Source organism: Helicobacter sp. T3_23-1059 (assembly GCF_053654515.1).
Map to the genome: position 1 here is coordinate 1 of NZ_JBSIUV010000045.1, position 18,213 is coordinate 18,213.

At 37.9% G+C, this 18,213-nt stretch carries 20 protein-coding genes and 2 pseudogenes; 7 read left to right on the forward strand and 15 right to left on the reverse strand.

Annotation, left to right across the window (positions count from 1 at the left end):
• Nucleotides 1-128: 128 nt before the first annotated feature.
• The 4 genes from ACWIX0_RS10555 (at nucleotide 129) to ACWIX0_RS10570 (ending at nucleotide 2,591) form a co-directional block, all read left to right on the forward strand.
• Entirely contained in the window at nucleotides 129-1,169 is a 1,041-nt protein-coding gene (locus ACWIX0_RS10555; protein WP_454173965.1) for a hypothetical protein, read from the forward strand.
• A gap of 83 nt (nucleotides 1,170-1,252) precedes the next feature.
• A complete protein-coding gene (locus ACWIX0_RS10560) occupies nucleotides 1,253-2,014 on the forward strand; it encodes a hypothetical protein (protein WP_454173966.1) in 762 nt (253 codons plus the stop codon).
• Nucleotides 1,993-2,409: a hypothetical protein gene (locus tag ACWIX0_RS10565; protein WP_454173967.1), complete on the forward strand. Its 417-nt coding sequence runs from the start codon at nucleotides 1,993-1,995 to the stop codon at nucleotides 2,407-2,409. Before ACWIX0_RS10560 ends, ACWIX0_RS10565 begins: the two co-directional genes overlap by 22 nt.
• Entirely contained in the window at nucleotides 2,406-2,591 is a 186-nt protein-coding gene (locus ACWIX0_RS10570; RefSeq protein WP_454173968.1) for a hypothetical protein, read from the forward strand. Before ACWIX0_RS10565 ends, ACWIX0_RS10570 begins: the two co-directional genes overlap by 4 nt.
• Here ACWIX0_RS10570 and ACWIX0_RS10575 read toward each other — a convergent pair.
• The 13 genes and pseudogenes from ACWIX0_RS10575 to ACWIX0_RS10635 all read right to left on the reverse strand — a co-directional run bounded on the left by ACWIX0_RS10575 (nucleotide 2,570) and on the right by ACWIX0_RS10635 (nucleotide 14,794).
• Nucleotides 2,570-3,308 (reverse strand): annotated as a pseudogene (locus ACWIX0_RS10575) (IS1595 family transposase). The gene ACWIX0_RS10570 and the pseudogene ACWIX0_RS10575 overlap by 22 nt on opposite strands.
• A gap of 265 nt (nucleotides 3,309-3,573) precedes the next feature.
• Nucleotides 3,574-3,768 carry a hypothetical protein gene (locus tag ACWIX0_RS10580; protein ID WP_454173969.1) on the reverse strand — a complete coding sequence of 65 codons (195 nt, stop codon included), beginning with the start codon at nucleotides 3,766-3,768 and terminating at the stop codon, nucleotides 3,574-3,576.
• 89 nt (nucleotides 3,769-3,857) lie between these two features.
• Nucleotides 3,858-4,958: a redox-regulated ATPase YchF gene (gene ychF, locus ACWIX0_RS10585; RefSeq protein WP_454173970.1), complete on the reverse strand. Its 1,101-nt coding sequence runs from the start codon at nucleotides 4,956-4,958 to the stop codon at nucleotides 3,858-3,860.
• Nucleotides 4,959-5,054: 96 nt separating this feature from the next.
• A pseudogene (locus ACWIX0_RS10590) lies at nucleotides 5,055-6,563 on the reverse strand (leucyl aminopeptidase); the annotation flags it as partial.
• An 8-nt stretch (nucleotides 6,564-6,571) separates the two neighbouring features.
• Nucleotides 6,572-7,375: a DedA family protein gene (locus ACWIX0_RS10595; protein WP_454173971.1), complete on the reverse strand. Its 804-nt coding sequence runs from the start codon at nucleotides 7,373-7,375 to the stop codon at nucleotides 6,572-6,574.
• Nucleotides 7,376-7,391: 16 nt separating this feature from the next.
• Nucleotides 7,392-7,991, reverse strand: a complete 600-nt coding sequence (gene apt, locus ACWIX0_RS10600) for an adenine phosphoribosyltransferase (RefSeq protein ID WP_454173972.1) — start codon at nucleotides 7,989-7,991, stop codon at nucleotides 7,392-7,394.
• Nucleotides 7,992-8,027: 36 nt separating this feature from the next.
• Nucleotides 8,028-8,366: a hypothetical protein gene (locus tag ACWIX0_RS10605; RefSeq protein ID WP_454173973.1), complete on the reverse strand. Its 339-nt coding sequence runs from the start codon at nucleotides 8,364-8,366 to the stop codon at nucleotides 8,028-8,030.
• Between the two features lie 44 nt (nucleotides 8,367-8,410).
• Nucleotides 8,411-8,914, reverse strand: coding sequence for a ribose 5-phosphate isomerase B (gene rpiB / locus ACWIX0_RS10610; RefSeq protein WP_454173974.1), 504 nt, complete (start codon nucleotides 8,912-8,914; stop codon nucleotides 8,411-8,413).
• Between the two features lie 50 nt (nucleotides 8,915-8,964).
• Nucleotides 8,965-9,657 carry a site-2 protease family protein gene (locus ACWIX0_RS10615; protein WP_454173975.1) on the reverse strand — a complete coding sequence of 231 codons (693 nt, stop codon included), beginning with the start codon at nucleotides 9,655-9,657 and terminating at the stop codon, nucleotides 8,965-8,967.
• Nucleotides 9,658-9,683: 26 nt separating this feature from the next.
• Nucleotides 9,684-10,844 carry a cell division protein FtsZ gene (ftsZ, locus tag ACWIX0_RS10620; protein WP_454173976.1) on the reverse strand — a complete coding sequence of 387 codons (1,161 nt, stop codon included), beginning with the start codon at nucleotides 10,842-10,844 and terminating at the stop codon, nucleotides 9,684-9,686.
• Between the two features lie 13 nt (nucleotides 10,845-10,857).
• On the reverse strand, nucleotides 10,858-12,282 hold the full coding sequence (gene ftsA, locus ACWIX0_RS10625; RefSeq protein ID WP_454173977.1) for a cell division protein FtsA: 1,425 nt from the start codon (nucleotides 12,280-12,282) through the stop codon (nucleotides 10,858-10,860).
• A 17-nt stretch (nucleotides 12,283-12,299) separates the two neighbouring features.
• The gene (locus ACWIX0_RS10630; protein ID WP_454173978.1) at nucleotides 12,300-13,796 is read right to left on the reverse strand and encodes a SurA N-terminal domain-containing protein; all 1,497 of its coding nucleotides are present in this window, start codon (nucleotides 13,794-13,796) and stop codon (nucleotides 12,300-12,302) included.
• A gap of 383 nt (nucleotides 13,797-14,179) precedes the next feature.
• On the reverse strand, nucleotides 14,180-14,794 hold the full coding sequence (locus ACWIX0_RS10635; protein WP_454173979.1) for a YceI family protein: 615 nt from the start codon (nucleotides 14,792-14,794) through the stop codon (nucleotides 14,180-14,182).
• Between the two features lie 110 nt (nucleotides 14,795-14,904).
• Here ACWIX0_RS10635 and ACWIX0_RS10640 point away from each other — a divergent pair, with 110 nt between their 5' ends.
• A complete protein-coding gene (locus tag ACWIX0_RS10640; RefSeq protein WP_454173980.1) occupies nucleotides 14,905-15,078 on the forward strand; it encodes a hypothetical protein in 174 nt (57 codons plus the stop codon).
• 157 nt (nucleotides 15,079-15,235) lie between these two features.
• Here the strand turns inward: ACWIX0_RS10640 and ACWIX0_RS10645 are convergent, their stop codons facing one another.
• A complete protein-coding gene (locus ACWIX0_RS10645) occupies nucleotides 15,236-15,844 on the reverse strand; it encodes a YceI family protein (protein ID WP_454173981.1) in 609 nt (202 codons plus the stop codon).
• A gap of 227 nt (nucleotides 15,845-16,071) precedes the next feature.
• On the opposite strand from ACWIX0_RS10645, the gene tsaD reads away from it, so the two are divergent.
• Nucleotides 16,072-17,229, forward strand: a complete 1,158-nt coding sequence (tsaD, locus tag ACWIX0_RS10650) for a tRNA (adenosine(37)-N6)-threonylcarbamoyltransferase complex transferase subunit TsaD (protein WP_454173983.1) — start codon at nucleotides 16,072-16,074, stop codon at nucleotides 17,227-17,229.
• Between the two features lie 63 nt (nucleotides 17,230-17,292).
• Nucleotides 17,293-17,628: a thioredoxin family protein gene (locus tag ACWIX0_RS10655; protein WP_454173984.1), complete on the forward strand. Its 336-nt coding sequence runs from the start codon at nucleotides 17,293-17,295 to the stop codon at nucleotides 17,626-17,628.
• A 352-nt stretch (nucleotides 17,629-17,980) separates the two neighbouring features.
• Here ACWIX0_RS10655 and ACWIX0_RS10660 read toward each other — a convergent pair whose 3' ends face one another.
• On the reverse strand, nucleotides 17,981-18,130 hold the full coding sequence (locus ACWIX0_RS10660) for a hypothetical protein (protein ID WP_454173982.1): 150 nt from the start codon (nucleotides 18,128-18,130) through the stop codon (nucleotides 17,981-17,983).
• Nucleotides 18,131-18,213 lie beyond the last annotated feature (83 nt).

Below are 18,213 nucleotides of genomic sequence, written 5' to 3' on the forward strand. Positions count from 1 at the left end.
AACTCAAACGCATATTCAAGCCTTAATCAAATATGGGAGGAGCAATGTTTGGGTGGCAAATGTAAAATTATACAAGGACTATATTTTGGTGGTAAAAATCAAGTATTTATCGCTTCATAGGGATTGTAATGGAAAATTTTATCATTTCAATTAGTGCAAGCAAAAAGAGTGTTTATCTATTTTGTGATAATAACTCAACCATAGATTGCTATACAATCCACAATCAAATCTATCAATCTATCAAAAACAATACAAACAATACAATAAATGATGAATCTAATAATATTACAAACATTACAAAAGAGGATTTGCAAAATTATAATATTTATGTATTTTTAGATTCTATTCTACTCATAGGTGGCATAGAATCCACTCTGCCACATAATGAATTATTTTTTGGGAGTTTGACTTCAAATGATTCACAAAATCCAAACTTTAATGATTCAAATACAAATCACAATGCAAGTGATTCAAATGCTTTAGATTCAAATTTAAGTGCAAATGATTCAAATTTAGCCAACACAGATTCAACCAACGATTTAGACGAATCAAAACCTATTTATTATTTGGAATATGATTTGGATTGTTTAGATTCAAATGCACATTCGCAAGATTCAAATAAATCTAACAAATCTAATTTTGATTCAAATAAATCAAATTCAAATTTAAATTCAAAAGACTCAAATAAATCTTACAAATCTAGTGATTCTAATTTAAAATCAAATGATTCAAAAAATTCAAATAATAATGTAGATTCATTAGATTCACACGATTCAAACAAATCTTATAAATCAAATGTAGATTCAAACCATTCAAATGATTCAAACAATTCTACCAACACAAACAATTCTACCCAAACAAACAACACAACCAAAATCTATCCCACAAATCAAACCCTCCAAATTTTTCTAAACAATCATAGACTTACAATCTTACATTATTCATTGTTAGATTCTAGCCTAAATATCAAACTAGAATGCAAAAGCAAAGAATCTAACGCCATTAAAGACAATGAAATAAATCAAAGAAACAAAGATAAGCAACAATCTAACACACCAACCATTAGCACAGCATTCCTTTGCCCCATACTAGAATGCGATGAGCTAAAATGTATTCACGGAGGACAAGTCAAACTAAAAAGCAATTTAGGCAAAAAAGCCATTGCTTAATGGATTGTTAAGTAATGTTAGGTTAGAATCTAAAGTTTTTATATGAAATTTCAAATCCAGGATTTAAAAGGTAGACATAGTAAATGTTGAGAAAAATCAAAATATTTAAAGCAAAACTTAAGCAAATTTTTACATTAAAGCGAATTACTACATTTTTGATGTCGGTATTCTTTGTTTTGTTTTTTGTAGGCGGTTGCTCTTTTAAATATATGGATTGGCAATATTATGTATATGAGAAGCTATGCGATACCGCAGGTGGATATTATATCTACGATAATAAATTATATGATGAAATTTTGATAGTTAATCAAAATCGAAATAATGCTTACAATAATATTGAATTCCAAATAAAAAATGACAAAAATAGCGAATGGCTAAAAAATAAAGAAAAATATATTGATATTGCAATAAAAACAAATGAATATTTAAAATATGAAAAAGCAGTAGGCAATTCAGACAAAGATTGGTTTAAAAATAGAGCACTTGAAATAGCGAAACTTACATTTATATATGATGAAATAGACAAAAAATTTCCAGCCAAACTTTCAAATGATTATTTTTATACATTACAATCTGGTTATGCGTATCACGAAAAAGAAAAAATAATAACTACAAAATACAGCAGAATTGTTAAATATATAGACTATGAATATTCCTATAAAGATAATAGTGGCAATAAAAATCTCATAACGCAAGGAATAGAAATAGGATACCATAAATATGGTTTATGGTTAAGTGGTGATGAGGGAGCAGGATTTAGCTTGCGGGAACACGAAATACTGACTTGTTTTAACAAGCAAAAATTTATATTAAAGGACAATAAATGGAAAATAGAAACAAGATAAATGAAATTAAGGATTATGCAGATTGTGCAGATGCGAGTTATGCGATGTTAGATTTTGTATTTGATTTTAACAAATGGGATAAACCAAGCGAAGCAGATAAAATTACATTTGGTAATGAAAATATGGGAAAAATAAACAACGCTTACGCCCGTTGCATAGAAGCTAGATTTATGCAAGATAAAACTATTAAAAAAGGTATTTTTACAACCATCATAAACAATAACCCAAAAAATGTTTTAGCCACTGACACACTATCCCAGCGAACCATAAACTTTGTGAATCGCTTCAAACTTCTAGCACACCAACCAAATACAGAATATGGATTTTCTGCCACTATATTTTATGATAATATAAACGCTAACTATATTATCTCATTTAGAGGGACAAAATATTGAAAAAAATGTTTTATATGCTTATTTTGCTTGTTGTGGCGTTGCTTTTTAGTGGCTGTGGCTCGTGGCTTGTCGTGCCATACTCATTACAGCCTAGCTATTGGGAGTTTAAGAGATTATGTAAGCTGAATGAATTATCAAATAATGAGAAAAAATATAAGGCTCAAGACAACTTAAGCGGTTGATTTCTTATCATTTTTAGCAAGATTTTATACAAATCTTGCTTTTGTATTTGAGTATTATACCTAAATTCTGTTTCTTGTAAATGAAATAAGAAATTCTCTTTTTTGATTCCTTTAAATTTGCTTAATCTATGCTTTGCATAACCTTAAGACAGTTTTCAATACCATTTATGTGCTTTCGACCTAACGCAAACTCATTTTTGATATGTTTAACACGATAATGTGCTTTTGCCACTTTTGCTTGTAGTTGTAAGCAAAGCAAAGAAAAAAATCTACTAATCCATCATAAGCCACCCAATAATCACTATAAAATTCTGTCTCATTCATATTGCTTAAATTCTGTATTATAGGCAAAAGCTCATCTGCAGAGCAATGTTTTACAATTTGAGTATAAACACAATTATTTCGCTTTAGCATACCAAATACGGGTGTTTTTTTACCTGCTCCCCTGCCTCTTTTGCCTCTCACTCTTTTAGCACCCAAAATCTATATCAAAAGGTTGCTTTCATCAACTTCAATTTTACCTTGCATTTTAGAAGTTTTCTCATATTCTTTGGCGATTAAAATGCGGATTTGATTGATGATTTTATTGATACTTTGACGAGAAATTTTGCTTAATTTTGCAATTTTAGAAGATTCAATATCAAGACAAAAAAGTTTAATAATCTCTCTTGTTTTTGCCTCTGAAATTCTTGAACGAATGATATACTTGTTTTTCATCGTGTGTGTCATAACTTAAGACTCCTTTATTTGAGCTTAAGTTGTCTTGAGCCTAAATGTAATTTATTGATTTAATTTTGTGTCATTTATTTTTATTTTTTTTTTTTTTAGATTCGCGTGATTTGGATTGTTGCTTCACTTCGTTCGCAAATTCTACGAATTGCCACGAAAATTCGTTACGCTAATTTGCAGGGCTTACAAGTAAGTATCGCAATGACAACATTAACAGTTAGATTCTGTGAATCGCAGAATCTAACCTACCCCCTTAATCCCCCTCCGCAAGGGAGGGGGAGATTTTGGATTGTTTCGGCAAATCTGTGATTCGTCTCGCAATGACAAAGAAAGATTTTACCCACCCCCTAGCCCCCTCCGCAAGGGAGGTGGAAACAAAAATATAAGAATTTAAAAACAATCGAAGTATTTTGCGGTAATGCTTTCGTAGTTTTTGGTAAATCGACACAAGGATAGCGGACTTGGTGTCCGTGCCTTGTGTCGATTTACCAAATCTGCGGAATGAATACCCAAAGACAAATTGTTAATCCAACAAATCTAAATATTAAATCTAAAGTGCATTACATCGCCGTCTTGGACGACATAGTCTTTGCCCTCGCTTCGCATTGCGCCCGCTTCTTTTGCCTTTGCTTCGCCTCCGTATTTGATAAAGTCATCATAGCTAATCGTTTCCGCACGGATAAAGCCTTTTTCAAAGTCGTTGTGGATTACGCCTGCGGCTTGCGGGGCTTTGCTCCCACGCGCTATCGTCCAAGAGCGCACTTCTTGCACGCCCGCAGTAAAGTAGCTAATAAGCCCGAGTTTTTCAAAGCCTAAGTGAATGATTTGCTCTAGCCCAGATTCTCCCACGCCTAGCTCACGCAAAAATTCTGCCCGCTCTTCCTCGCTTAGCCCCACCATTTCCTCTTCGATTTTAGCGCATAGCTTTATCGTTTCAAAGCCGTTTTTTGCGCCATATTCACGCACTTTTTGCACATATTCATTCTCATTTGCTAGCTCGCCCTCACTCACATTCGCACCATAAATCACCTCTTTCGCACTTAAAAATCTTAGCTCTTTATTTAAAATCTCATATTCTTTGCTTGCAGATTCTGTGAAACTTCTCGCAGGATTATTCCCCTCTAAATGCGCTAGTAACGCCCTTGCACATTCTAAAATCTTTCCTGCGTCTTTGCTTGCTTTTGCCTCACGCTCTAACTTCCCAACTCGCTTTAGCAAGGTGGCAATGTCGGCTAAAACTAGCTCTAGCTCGATGATTTCTATGTCGCCTAGCGGGTCGATACGATTTTCGATATGCGTAATGTCAGAATCTTCAAAGCACCGCACGATATGCAAAATCATATCCGCTTCTTTAATGTTTGCTAAAAATTGATTGCCAAGTCCCTCGCCCTTGCTCGCCCCTCGCACAAGCCCTGCAATATCGACAAACTCGATTTGAGAATGCAAAATCCGCTGTGGATTGACAATTTTTGCTAGCTCATTTAAGCGCGTATCAGGCACTTCGACAATGGCTTTGTTTGGCTCGATAGTGCAAAATGGGTAGTTTGCGCTTTGGGCATTTTGTGCTTTTGTCAGTGCGTTAAAGGTGGTGGATTTGCCGACATTTGGCAAGCCCACTATGCCTATGCTAAGTCCCATTTCACGCCTTTATTTGGATTTTTTGGGAGGGGTTTTTGGCTGTTTTGATAAGGGCTTTACTTGCTTAGAGTTGCGCGCAGGCAGTTTTTGCTTAGAATCTTTAGCGTAATTATCTAAGATAAATTCCACTCCCGCTCTAACGCCAGCCCCGCTCGCACCATAGGGGTTTATATCCCACTCTTTCTCTACAAACGCAGGTCCAGCAATGTCGATATGAAGCCATTTGTCCTTATACTCATCGCGGATAAACTCGCCCAAAAACATTCCAGCACTTATCGCCCCGCCATAGCGCGAAGAGGCTGCATTGCTGACATCGGCGATTTTGGATTCTATGAGTTTGCCTATGTGGCGGTTAAATGGCAGGCGTGCGACTAGCTCGCCACTTTTTAGCGCGGATTTTTCAAACTCCTCTTTGAGATTCTCATTATAGCCCATTATCCCGCTTGTATATTCGCCTAGCCCCACTACGCACGCCCCTGTGAGCGTGGCAAAATCAATCAGCACATCAGGCTTTAAATCCTGCGCGTAAGAGAGGCAATCAGCAAGGACTAATCGCCCCTCTGCGTCCGTGTTTTTGACTTCGATAGTTACGCCCTCACGCGAGAATAGCACATCATCGGGCTTATAGGCATTGCCTCCTATCATATTTTCAGCCGCCCCCAAAATCGCATCGACTTGCACCTCTGCATTTAGCTGGGCTAAGACATTTATGATTCCTAGCACGGCACACGCCCCACTTTTATCGGCTTTCATCGTTGTCATATAGTCTGCGGGCTTTAAGCTAAGCCCTCCGCTATCATAGGTTAGCCCCTTGCCTACAAGGACGATTTTTGGGAGTTTGGTTGCGCCTTTGGTAGAATCTTTTGGGGCGTAGCTTAGGTGGATAAGTCGCGGGGATTTATCCGAAGCGCGTGCGACCGCCAAAAACGCCTCCATTTTTTCTTTTTTCAAATCATCTTGTGTTAGGATTTTGCATTTGATTTTAGATTTTGTGGCGATTTCTTGGGATTTATCGGCTAGATATTTGGGGGTAGCTGTTTGTGGTGGCGTGTTTATCAAATCACGCACAAAGTTTATCGTTTCTGCTAAAATCTTCGCTTTTTTAGATTCTGCTAATGCGCGATTTATAGCGATTTTTTCGCCACTAAAAGTTTCGCTAGAGATAAAAAGCGTTTTTAAGATATTATCTTTTTTGCTTTTTTTGTATTGGTTAAAGCTATATCCGCCAAGCAACGCACCTAGCACAAAATCTACCCTATCTTTATCGCCATAAAAGCCGATTTTGGCACTGCTAAATGGATAGTTTTTTAGCGCACGCACGGCCGTTGCACCCGCTTCGCGTAAATCATCTTGAGAGATTTTGCCATCTTTTTTGATAGAAAGCGGGATATATAGTGTTTTTTCCTCTTGTAAAAAAAACGGCGAATTGCCCTTGTAACCAAAAGATTCTAGGGCTTTGGCGTTTATCCATTTGTGTTTTGGGATTTTTGTGTTGCTAGATTTTGTTTTGGCAGAATCGTTAGATTCTTTTGGCACAAGCACGATAGCAACTTCAGCGTTATTGATTTTTAAAAACTCTTTGTCGATAAATTCGACATTTGGCATTTGATTTGTCATTTTTGCTCCTTTTTTAGATTTTGAGATGTTGTATTTTGTTTGTTTTGTGTGTTATCTAGCTGTTGTTGGAGTTTGTTTATGTGCTTGTCGATTTTGCGCGTGCGGGAGTTAAAAAACCACAGCACCCCGCCCAACAACACTCCTGCAAGCACTATGAAAATATATGGGTGGCTTTTAAAAGTCTGCAAAATATCTAAAATCTGCTCGCCCAAAAGCCACGCTAGCGTAATGGTAATCGCTGCCCATACCCACGCGCTTAGCAGGTTTATGATTGCGAATTTAAATGCGTTGTATCGCGTGATACCTATGCTAATGGGGATAATGGTGCGCATACCATACATATATCGTTGGATAAAAATAATGCTCCAGCCGTATTTTTGAAGCAATAAATGTGCTAGGGCTAGCTTGCGTCTTTGAGAGATTAGGCGATTTTGGATATAGTCTTTGTTAAATCGCCCTATGTAGAAGTAGATTTGGTCTCCTGCAAATCCTCCAAGCCCTGCGACAAAAATCGCTAAAAATACATTCAAATGCCCTGTGTGTGCCGCAATCCCCGCAAAAATCAGTCCTAGCTCGCCCTCTAGCACGCTCCAAAAAAACAAAATCACATAGCCCCATTTTTCTACATAAGTATCCCAAATTTCAATGATTGTCTCTTCGAGTGAAAAATCGCTTTTTTGCGCATAAAAAAGCACTGCTCCCACGCCACAAAGCACGATTAGAGCTATGATAATGCTTTTTGCGTGGGTTTTGATTTTTTGGGCTAGTTTTTGAGCTAGATGGTAGGCTAGGGCGTTCATTTTGATTCTCTTTGTTTTATAGCTCTAAAAGCGCGAAGCTAGGGGATTTTAGCGTGGGGGTAAATTCGCTTTTTAGGGCGATTAAAAAGCAGGATTCTAGCACTTTGCCACCTGCTTTTTGGACGAGGTTTATGCTTGCATTTGCCGTGCCACCTGTGGCTAGCAAATCATCTACAAGCAAAATCAATGGGGAATCTATTTTGTTTGATTGATTAGATTTTGTGCTATTTTGAGTGAATGGCAAAAATGCGTCCGTGTGGATTTCTAGCGTGTCTGTGCCGTATTCTAAATCATAGCTTTCTTGGTAGGTTTGGCAGGGGAGTTTGCCTTTTTTGCGAATGGGGACAAAGCTAATGCCCAGCGCGTAAGCTAGCGCACTGCCAAATACAAATCCCCTAGATTCTATGCCAACAATGTGGGTTAGCCCTTTGTCCTCATAGCGAATGCGTAAAAAATCTATGAGTTGCTTAAAGCATTCTTTATTGCCTAAAATCGTGGTTATATCACGAAACATTATGCCTTTTTTGGGGTAGTCTGGGATAGTTCGTAGATTTTCTAGGAGGGTTGATTCTAGCTGTTTTTGCAAGTCATTTAGCGAAGTGGCGTTATGTGGCATAGTGTGAGATTCCTTATGGTTTGTGGTTTGGTTTGGCTACAAAAGAGCTTCGATTTTGGTTTCTAAATCTTTGATTTTGGTTTTGTATTTGTCAGTTTCTACGCGATATTGAGAATTTCGGTGTTTTAGGGATTTTATTTCATTGCGAAGAGAGTTCATCTCTTGGGTAAGTATATCGATATTTCCTAACGCTCTTTGGAGTTGGAGCTGGTGTTTTTGGATAAGGATTTCGGCTTCTTGGAGGGTTAGCTTCATCGCTGCTGCGTTTCGCTCCTCTTTTTGGGCTACGGATTTATAAAACATCGTCTTAGCAATCATATATAGCACAAATAGCACAAATACCGTGCCTATAAACCATTTTAGTGCTAAATCCATTTTGTTTCCTTTTTGTTTTTATTTGCTTTTATTTTTTGGGATTATTAGTCGTTAAATCGTTCGATTTTATCTATCCTGCGTGCGTGTCGCCCTCCCTCAAACTCGCTAGCAAAAAACGCCTCTAAAATCGATTCTACTTCGCCCTCTCCGCTTATCCTAGCACCTAGACATAGCACATTTGCGTCATTGTGCGCTCGGGTGATATGTGCCATATACGCGCTTGTGCAAAGGCTAGCGCGGATACCTACAAAGCGATTTGCACTTATACTCATACCTATGCCACTCCCGCATATCAAAATCCCAAAAACATTTGCTTCATCTTTTTTGTTGTATTCTAGCATTTTTTTGCATAGATTTTGCGCGAAATCTGCATAATCCACGCTTTGAATAGAATCTACCCCCAAATCAAAAAGCACTTCTCCTTTTTTGTGAAAATAATCTTTTATAAATTCTTTTAACTCAAATCCTGCGTGGTCGCACGCAATGTAGATTTTGCGGTTTTTTTGTGCTAGATTTTGTGAGGTTGTGGGTTTTTTTGTGTGTTGCATTTTTTACCATTTATGTTGTGTATTATTCGTATCAATATGTAGTCTAAAATCTATGCCCCGAGCAAAAACATAAGCAAAATTTTAGCAGGATAAAATATAATATTTGCCAAATATGGCACAAATAATATGCCAATGATGATAAACATACCAAATGGAGCGATTTTTTGCAATAGTGTCGCTAGGCTAGTAAGCCCAAATTTTAGCGCACCAAAAAGCACTACTTGAGAACCATCTAGAGGTGGGATTGGCAGGAGGTTAAACACGCACAAAATCACATTGTATTTGATAGAAGCGACAAGAAAAAGCGCAATACTTAGCCCAATAATGCTATCTATCTCATCAAATGCCCCACTAAAAAGTAGCAATGATGAAAACAAAGCTAAGGCTAGATTGTAGCTAACACCTGCTAGGGCTACACCGCAAGCTGCGCCATATCCGCGATGATTGATGATAAGGGGGATATTTACAGGCACAGGCTTTGCCCAGCCAAAAAGAAAAGGCGCGCTTGTAAAAATCAAAATAGCAGGGAGGATAATACTACCTAGCAAATCTAGGTGTTTTATGGGGTTTATGGATAATCTACCCTCGCTTTTTGCCGTGTCATCGCCATAATGATATGCGACAAGTCCGTGCATAATCTCGTGTCCAATAATGCCTACCAAAAGAGCTAGAATGCTAACAAGGATTTTTAAAACCTGTTCTAGGCTAAAATCTGCGCTAAAAATAGAATCTAAAAAATCCATATTAGCAATATAAAATCCATTTAGATTTAGTCTTTTTTGTAGCGCATATATGTGGGAATGTCATAGTTAACTTTCGTATCGCCACCGCTTACAAGCAACAATGAGCTTAAATCCCCTAGTTCATTTTGTGGTTCATTTTTTGTTGTGATTGTTTCTTTTGTGGCATTGCTTGTCGTAGAATCTCCGTGCGGACTTGAAATAGTAGGCTTTGATAGCCCTGTGGCAATGATTGTTACACGCACGGAATCTTTGCTTTTGTTTTCATCATAATGTGCGCCCTCGATGACTTCTGCTTCTTCATTGTTGATAGCTTCTTTTATAAATTCTGCGGCTTCATCGATTTGTAGGAAAGGGTATTCTGGGTGTATCTCATAATAAGTGATTACACTTCTTGCGTTTGCTATGGATAGATTATCTAGTAGTGGCGAGTTTATGGCATTTCGCACCGCTTCTATGCACGCATCATCTCCGCTTGCTTCCCCGATACTCATTAGGGCTAGCCCTTGCCCGCTGATGACTTTTCTAATGTCTGCAAAATCTACATTTATATCATATTGTCCGCTATTTAGGACTACGCCTGAGATTCCGTTAGCAGCGTTGATTAGGACTTTGTTTATCAGAGTGTAGGCTTCTTTCATTCCTGTATTTTTACTTACGACAGAGAGGAGTTTTTGGTTTGGCACAACTATAAAAGAATCACAGATTTTGCTAAGGGATTCTAGCCCTGATTCTGCGCGTTTATGTCGATTTTCGCGCACGAAAGGTTTTGTGGCGATAAGCACTGTGAGTGCGCCAAGCTCTTTTGCGATTCTAGCGACTACGGGTGCTGCTCCTGTGCCTGTGCCTCCGCCAAGCCCCACACAAATGATAACCATATCAGAACCCTCCAAACTTTTTCTAATATCATCTTTACTCTCTTGTGCGGCTTTTTCGCCTACTTCATCATCTGCACCCGCGCCTAGCCCTGCGGTGGTTTTTTCACCTAGTTGGATTTTTTGTGGGACAGAAGAAGAGTTAAGGGCTTGTATGTCGGTATTTGCTATGATGATTTTTAAGTCTTGGTGTGCGCCTTGATTATACAAGTCTGTAACCATATTTGAGCCACCGCCACCTACACCGATTATCGTGATTTTGGGTCCTTTTTGTGGGTTGATTTCTTTGATTTCTGTGATGTCTATGTCTGCCATTTTATGTCCTTTCTTAGAATAGTTTTTTCCCTACTTTGTCTAGCCAGCTAGTAGCTTTGCTAAACAAGCTATCATTTTTTTGCTGCGCTCTCCATTGTTGCTCCATAGTGCGTCTTTCTTTGTCTTCGAGTAAATCCTCCTTTAAGTCGGTTAAATCTGTGCTTTTGATATTGACGCTATCATAGCTTGATTGCCCGTATCCTCCTTGTGGGTGAAATGATGGCATTTGAGGGGTTTCCTCTAAATCCTTAGATTCTTTGTAGCAAATATTTCCTTTAGAATCTTTTTCATAGTTTGTGCGCTTGCCCGCGCCATACCATATAAGCCCTAGCACTGTGGCAAAAGCTGGGCTTCGCAACTCATCAAAAAGCCCTGACATTTCGGTAGGTCTGCCTATGCGAGTTGGCATTTTTTGGAAAAATACCTTACTTGCAAATTCTCTAATCCCATTCATCTGCATTACTCCACCTGTAAGCACTATGCCCGCTCCTAGCATATCTTTTAACCCGCTTACTTCTATACATCTTCCTAATACTCCAAAAGTTTCTACTGCGCGAACCCTCGCTACTTTTTGCGCTTCATTTAGCTCGGCAAAATGCACTTCTTCATCGCCACTCATTGATGGCACTTCTATGCGCCTATTTTCTTCATTTGCCATAAGGTCTATGTAGTTGATTTTTACTTCTTCGGCTGCTGCGGGTTTGGTTTGTAGCATACTAGTCAAATCCTGTGTGAAATTGCTACCACCTACACCAAAAAAACTATTATAACGCATAGCATTGCCATCGTGTATCATCATCTCACAAGACCCGCCACCTATATCAATACAAGCCACCCCCAACTCTTTTTCATCATCGCTTAGCACGCTAATAGATGATGCGTAAGAGGATAGGACAAAGTTTTCTACCTCTACGCCTGCTAAGCGAATGGTTTTTTTGAGGTTATCTAAGCTAGATCGTTGCGCCATAACAATATATACAAATACTTGTATGCGTGTGCCTGTCATACCCATAGGGTCTTGGACATAGTCTTGCTCGTCAAGTTTGAAACGATATGGCAATATATGCAAGACTTCAAATTCTGGCGGTATAGATGCGTTATACACGGCATTTGAAATGGCTTTGCTGATTTCTTTGATAGTGATTTCCCCATCTGTATTATACACGCCATCACTTCCTATACTACGCGTGTAAGCACCTGAAACAGATACGATAGCTTTGGTTAGTGCGTCTGTTTCGGCCATTCTTTTTGCATCATCAATGGCGGCTTTTATGGTGGTGCTAGCTCGCTCTATATGTGTGATAAGCCCTTTTTTGACACCATATGATTTTTGATTGCCAATGCCGATGATATGGGGCGTATTATCCTCCCGCACATCAGCGATAACGGCGCAAATCTTGCTAGAGCCTATGTCTATGCCTAAAATATGCTGTCCCATTTATGTCCTCTCTAGCGTTAAATGTAACGCTTTATCGTGTATTTGCTTTTTAAAAAATTTGATACAAGATTTAGCACGCAATCTATCTTTCTGTCGCTAGATATTGCATCGATTGCTTGAGACTCGCTAAAAGGCGATATTTTTTGTCCTACCACGCGAAACAAAAACGCATTTTCCCCAATGACTGCGTAATTTGGGTTTGTAGGGGTTTGATAAATCGCTTGCAATAATGACACAGAAGTGTAAAAATCAAGCCCCGCTATACTGAAATTTGGATTTTGGTTTAGCTCGATAAAAGAAAACTTCACGCCCACATTTTTGCCCTTAAATGTGTTTAGCCTGCTTTGGGCTAGATTTGCTAGCTTTTGACTGCGCTCTTTGGCAATGTATTCTTTAGATATTTGTGAGCGAACCTCGCTATATGGCTTTGCTTGTGGGGCGTTTTTTGACAAAATCTTTAGCGTGATAAAATCATCTCCTAGCTCAATGGGCTTTATAGTCGCTCCTACACTATTAGATTCTAATGCAGAGAAAATCTCCTCACTATATTGGCTAGAATCTTGTGAGATGAGAATCTTTTTGGCATTTTCTGGCACAGAATCTTTGCTAGCTTTTTTTAGAATGGCGGTTGATTTTAATGCTTCGCTTTTTGCTTGCTGTTTTTGGTAGGCAATTATTACTTGTGGTTTTATCTCATCGCTCATATTTTCGCCATTTGCTATGTAGTTTTTGGTATAAAAATCTTGCAACTCTTTGTCATTGTAGGGTTGATTGCTAGATTTTGTTATGATAGCTAGGACTTCATAGCTTGGCTGGGTTTGATAATTTTGCTTATTTTGCTCATAAAATTCTTTTAAGCTTGATTCATCTGCGCTTACAGATACACTACTAGCAGGGATAATATCTAGCTCTATGCTATCTGCTATGCCTTCTAGCGCAAAAAATATCGCTTGCTTTTCGAGCGGGGTAGCGATATTTGGGATTTCAAATTGATTTTGTGGTATGTTTGGGAAAAGCAGGGTAAAAATTTTTTGGGATAGCAAATCATTGCGTATTTGCTCTTCAAAATCTCGCTTGCTTACGCGCTCTTGGGCTAGATACTGCTCATAAGATTCTAGTGAAAACGCTCCGTCTTTGTGAAAAAACTCAATGCTTTTGATGAGGTTCATAACCTCTTCATCGCTTATGCGAAGTCCTAGCTCTAAACCGTAGTTGCGGATAAGCGCGTTTGATATTAGGTTTTCTAAAACTTGCCCTTGCAAGTTCATCTGCTGTGCTTGTGCTTCATCAAAATTACCACCTCTTTTTCGCACTTCGTTTTGAAAAATATTTTGATAAGTTGTCGAAAATTCATTTTTGCTAATGGTAATCTTGCCTACTTTTGCCACAGCATCAGCACCTAATGAATAATCCGCAGTCCCCCACATCACGCCACCAGCACCGATGAATGCAATGGCACTTATCCAAATTGTTATCACAAGCCATTTACGATGTTTTTGCATCCATTCAATCATTGTCAAATCCTAATCTCACGCTTAACACGCCTAAAATTTGGGGCATTATAACAAAAATTGTCTAATGTATGTTAGAAATTGGGCGAAAAAATGCGATAAATAGGCAAAATCTTTGCGTTTTTGTTGTGAGAATCTATATCTAAAATAAATCACAAAAAAACACAAACAAAATCTACACATAATCAACAAATTTTAAAAAATAAAAAAAGTGAATAAAAACGCAAGAGAGTATCTAAATCTAGCAAAAGTGAGGGGAAAAAGTAAATAAAAAGCGGGCAAAAAGTGTCAAAAAAATACAAAGTTTTAGAGCAAAATCTAGCTAGAATCCCTCGCAATTTTTAATAAAGTAAAAAGATTCTAGCAAATTCTAATAAAAGGCTTATTTAGTCATTCGTTTCGTGCGCACCGATTTCGATATATATTTCGACTTCATTTTTTAGCGATGCTTCAGCTAACGCACTTTCATTGCCGATACCAAAATCTTTGCGATTGATTTTGCCTTTTAGCTCAATGTTTATAAACTTTCTTTGCTTCATTGGGTCTTCTTCAGGTCCATTTAGCTCGTATTCAAACACAACAGATTTTGTAACGCCTCGAAGCGTCAAATCCGCAGTTAGCTTATTGCCTTTGATGGATTTCATCACAAATTTCCCTTTTGGGAATTTCTCCACATTCAAAAACTCATCTTGTCGCAGGTGGTCATCGCGTTTTTGGTTTTTGGTGTCGATAGATTTCATATCCATTTCACCTGTTAGGGTTTTTAGAGTCTTAGATTTTTCGTCAAAATCCACTACGCCACTATAAGTGTTAAAATTGCCTTTGGTTTTGTTTATCGCCATATATACGGCTTTAAACTCAAGGCTTGAGCGCGCTCTATCGATTTTGTATGGTTTTGCATCTAGCGCGCTTGTGCTTAGGGCTACCATCGAGAAAAACACAGAGCCAAATACAGCAACTTTGCCCATAAAAGCACAAAGAGTATGTTTGAAGTTTGTCATTGCGAATCCTTTTTGTTGTGATTTGGGGAGGAAATTAGATTCTAACTAATGCAAATAAATAAAACAATAATAATGTAACATTTAGGGGAATATATTAAAAATGAATGCAAATGGAATATCAAAAGAGGAGAAAAAAATATGCAAAAAACACGCAAAAAATCACGCCACGAAAAAATAACATTATGCAAAATGTGCTAAAGCCATTTTTGGTAAAATCTTTAATCAAGCAGACAATCATAAAAAGCACAAACAAAATAGCCAAAAGGCAGAATCAATTTTGCTAGATTTTGCAAAAAAGCTACTTTAGATTCTGCCTTACATTATTTTTAGAAGCATTTTTAGCGTTCATAGCATTGATATACGCTTGATACAGACATACTGCAAACACACGCTAAAATACGCAAAAGCAAGTATCAAGCTAGAATCATAAAAGATTCTAATCTATTGTGCTTGGGCTTCGATTTGGATACGAATTTTTACTTCTTCGCCTACGCTTGCATTTGAAGTGTCTTTGCCTACTTCAAAATCCTTGCGATTTAGCTTGCCATCAAGTTTGATAGCAATGATTTGCTTTTTGCTGTGCTCATTTTCCACAGGTCCTTTTACCTCGTAGTCAAATACCACAGGCTTTGTGATTCCGCGGATAGTTACATCTGCGGTAAGTTTTTTGCCTTTGATAGATTTCATCTCAAGTGTGGCTTTTGGGAATTTTTTGACATCAAAAAAATCTGGTTTTTTTAGATGCTCATCGCGTCCTTTATTGTTTGTATCCACAGACTTAGTGTTTATCTCGCCTTTAAGCGCAGTTAGTGTTTTTTTTGCAGGGTCAAAATCAATGCTCCCATCAAACTCATTAAACGCGCCATTTACTTCGCTAATCACCATATGTGAAGTGCTAAATCCCACGCTTGAGTGTGCTTTATCCACCACATAAGGAGCGGCATTTGCTAGGCTTAGCGCAAGCGCAGAGCCAAAAAGAAGTGCTTTGCCAAAAAGGCTAAATGAAAGGCTAAAGGCATTTGTGTGTAAGTTTTGTGTAGCGTTTGACATTGTGTATCCTTAAGAAGTAGATTCTCTATGGGTTGCATAGAGTTGGGCTAGATTCTAGCCAAAAAAGTTAATCAAATGTCTAATATTTGCATTTTTGTTTTTGATTGTGTTTTTGCGTATTGTGTATTTGTAGATTTTGATATAATGCGCTGTTTTTTATGTAAAACACATAATCTTTGCGAAGCGATATATAAATGAAAAAAAACCAAAATCTAAACCAAAAAAATTTGATTTTAAGCATAGAGAGTAGCTGTGATGATAGCTCTTTGGCGATTACAGACATTGATAGTTGCGCGCTTATCTATCATCGCAAAATCTCTCAAGAAAGTGCGCATAACGCTTATGGTGGCGTGGTCCCAGAGATTGCTTCAAGGCTTCATAGCCAATCTTTGCCATTTGTGCTAGCGGATTTGAGAGAGTTTTTGACACATAGATTTGATAAGCAAAATCCATTTAGCGCAGTTAGGGCAGTGGCTATCACCACTGAACCCGGACTATCTGTAAGTCTTTTGCAAGGGCTAATGATGGCAAAAACACTAGCACAAAGCCTGCGCGTCCCAATCATTAGCATAAATCATCTAATCGGGCATTTTTACTCGCTTTTTATTGATACCAAACATATCAAAATCCCAATGAGCGTCTTGCTCGTATCAGGCGGGCATACACAGATTTTAGAAGCGCACTCAAAACAAGATTTTAGGATAGTTGCCACGAGTAAAGATGATAGCTTTGGGGAGTGTTTTGACAAAGTCGCAAAAATGCTAAATCTAGGCTACCCGGGAGGTAGCATAATCGAGCAATATGCCCTAAAATACAAAAAGGATTTTGCTAGTAAATGCGATACGCACGACATAGATGGGCTATCTCCCCTTCCATTGCCATTAAAACATAGCAAGGAGCTAGCTTTTAGCTTTTCAGGGCTAAAAAACGCCACAAGATTGCTTATAAACTCATTTTTAGATTCTAAATCCGCTAAAACTTCTAAAATCTCACGCACCTTAAATGAAAAAAACTCCCTTAGCGAGATAGAAATCGCCCATATTTGCGCTTCTTTTCAGCAAGTCGCTATTGCCCATATTTGCGACAAACTTACCCGATATTTTTCTACAAAATCCGCGCAAAAAAATCCCATAAAAACGCTAGGAATCATAGGCGGTGCAAGTGCCAACTTAGCATTAAGAAGTGCTGTCTTTAAGATTTGTGAGAGATTTGGAGCAGAGCTTATGTTAGCCCCGCTAGAGTTTTGCGCTGATAATGCTGCAATGATAGGCAGAGCGGGGATAGAAGAATACAAAAAAGGAAATTTTAGCGATATAAAATCTTTAGAGATTTCGCCACGAAATGAGTGCAAAATCTTAAAAAATATGACTGCAAATCAAATGTAACAAAATCACAATTATCGTTACTCGCATCTGCTACAATAGTGGCGCGATAAAACGCAAAATATCATCAAAATACATAAAGGAATACAAATGATAGAAGCAACAAAAAATGATTTTGCTAGCCTAATCGCAGATGGGCTATGCGTGGTGGAGATGAGTGCTAGGTGGTGTCCTGATTGCGTGCGGATAAAGCCTATTATGGATAGTTTGGAGGGCGAGTATAAGGAAGTGAAATTTATCCTGCTAGATTTTGATAATAACGAAGAGTTAAAAGAGGAACTAGGGATTTACAAAATCCCTACGCTGATTTTTTATGCAAATGGCAAGGAAGTGGGCGAGCGACTTATCGAGCCAGATAGCAAAACACCTATCAAAAACGCGCTTGATAAATTGATAAACTAATCTTAATTTGTTGCTCGGTATGACAATGGCTGTTGGCATTGAAAGATTTTGTGATTTTTTACAAAAACGCAAAATCGTGGTAATCTACAATAACGGCATAGATTGCCACGCAAGTCTTGCTACTCGCTCGCAATGACAGAGTTTTTGTCATATTGAGCGCGCGAGCGCGAAATATCTCTTTTCTTTTTGTGTCAATTTTTAAGCGAGGGAAAAAGCGCAGGGGCAAAAAATAGGGCTTATACCAGCAGTGCGAAAAATGTTTATTTTTTTGCTTACTTCGGCTTAAAATAGATAAAAAGCCTAGATAAAAAGGCTAAAAAAGCGTGATAAAGGCTATGTATAGTAGGATTTTTTAGATTTTTGCAGGGGGGTAGATGCCCAAGTGCGTGGCTAGATTTTGTGTCAAAACGCTTAGAGTTTTTGCAAAAAACCAAAAAACGCTTAGTTTTTTGACAAAAAAGCTAAACACTTCGTTTTTATCAAAAAAGAATGCTTTTATCAAAAGCAATGCTTGATTTGATAAATAGCTTCTACCAAAAAAGCTAAACACTTAATCAAAGCCAAATGCTTTTTTAACAAAAAGCA